This is a genomic window from Rhodohalobacter sp. 8-1 (assembly GCF_038150125.1).
Lineage (GTDB): Bacteria > Bacteroidota > Rhodothermia > Balneolales > Balneolaceae > SW132.
The window spans coordinates 1-1,784 of record NZ_JBBVMF010000045.1; the positions used below are offsets into that span (position 1 = coordinate 1).

Consider the following 1,784-nt stretch of genomic DNA (forward strand, 5'->3'; position numbering starts at 1 on the left):
TTAGCTCAACTTCCGCATAGAGCCATTGTAGTTGCTACAAGGCGGGTTGGATTTTATCCTGATCGCCCAAATCCCGGATGTCTCGAATGGCTTGCCTGGCCCGCTCGCCCTGTGTCCACTCATACCCGACGGTCGTTTTCTGATCCTTATTAAGGAGTTCGGTATACCTCAGTGCCTGGTCCCAACGGCGCAGGGTGGGGACCACCTCCGGAGTGTAGCCACGGGCCCTCCATTGGCGTTCTATATACTTGACCAGCCATAAGCATAGGTAGTTCAAATAGATGTGGGCGGTAATGCGGCGTTTCTTCCAGTGGCGGATGGGGCGAATTTCCAGCGAGGTCTTAGCCATCCGGAAGCACCGCTCTACCATCATCAGAGATTTATAGTAGTGCTGGATCTGCTCCGGGTCGGCTGCCTCCCGGGGAAGGTTGGTTTGCAGCAGGTAGTAATGGCCCATGGTGTCGGCGGCCTGAGCGGCCTGGCGGTCCAGGGTGAACTGCAGCCGCCAGCGGGGCGTGCCTTTCTCGTCGGCATACTCCTTAAAGGCAATAGACCACTGCTTCGTTTGCTTATGGCGCTCCAGCAGGGTCATGGCCCGGTGGTAGAGTTTGTCGCGATTTTTGTTTTGAGGGGACCTCTGAATGACGGTCAGCCCCTCATACACCTTGCGGCGGCCGCGCTGCTGGGCGGCCGCACGGCGGTAGCCTTTCTTCTGGTGGCGACACAGCACGTAACGCTGCCCTTCGCGTTCAAACTCGGTGACAGGCTCATCAAACAAATCCGGTTGATCCTCGTGAAGCTCGCTCAGCACCGCCTTTTGCGTTTGACCGGGCAGCCCGGTCACGTAGTTCAATCCAAGCTGATCGACCTGGGTGAGCGTTGGCTCATCGCTCATCGAGCGGTCAGCCACCCACACCGCCTGCTCGGCCTGATAAGTCTGCTTCCACTGGGTGAAGGTGTCCAGAACTGTTTGATTATCGGCCGTCCCGCCCTTCCATACGCGAATATCCAGCGGCAGCTGGTCTTCGCTGAGGACCAGTCCGTAGCTAACGATATAACGGTCATGACGCTTTTCTTTGCTGTGGCCGTAGCCGCCCAGCTCTGCTTTGTGCCCGCAAAAATAGGAATTACTCAAATCGTACAGCAGCACGCGGTCAGTCTGGGGTGGGTAAGCGCTGTTCAGCGCCCCGCGAACACCATCAAAGCCCTCGGCCAGCTCATCCAGAGCGCGGTAAAACCGGTCAGTACCCACGTCGTTCTTCCCACCCAACAGGTAGCCAAGCGTCTGACGGCGGGAGGTGGAGTAGGCCTTCTTGCTGGCCGGCTGGAGCACCTGCAGGCCTATCATTTCCCCGATAAGGTTGCCCGTTACCCGCCCTAAATGTTTGCGAAGCATGGCCTCTAGGCCTGTCTGGCGCAGGTATCCTGCCAGCAGGGCAGACCCACCGCCGGCGTAGGTATCCCCCACCTGAACAGAGATCTCCGCCTGCTGCAGGTCGCCGGCCTGCTCAAGAGCCTGCCACTCCTCGGCGTCCAGATGCCTGCTGCCGCCATGGGTGTAGATCGCCCGCGCCCGCTCCAGCAGCGGCAGGGTCTCCAGTGTTCGGACCGTCCGATTACGTGGTTTGCCGGTTTCGGGGTCCCGGTAGGATTCAACCAGCTTGCGGTTACGACCGTTTTTCCCTTTTCGCTTAACAGTAGAAGCTTGAATATACATGTCTTAATGTAGCAACTACAACCCTCACTCACAACATCTATTTACACGTTTGCGGAAGTTGAGTTAG

1 protein-coding gene is annotated in these 1,784 nt (G+C 58.0%); it reads right to left on the reverse strand.

Annotated elements, in window-relative coordinates:
• Positions 1 to 34 precede the first annotated feature (34 nt).
• Entirely contained in the window at positions 35 to 1,717 is a 1,683-nt protein-coding gene (locus tag AABW11_RS19920; RefSeq protein WP_340107086.1) for an IS1634 family transposase, read from the reverse strand.
• Positions 1,718 to 1,784 lie beyond the last annotated feature (67 nt).

Excerpts from the sequence above, each read along its gene's own strand:
- AABW11_RS19920 (WP_340107086.1), bottom strand. The coding sequence starts at position 1,717 with ATGTATATTCAAGCTTCTACTGTTAAGCGAAAAGGGAAAAACGGTCGT.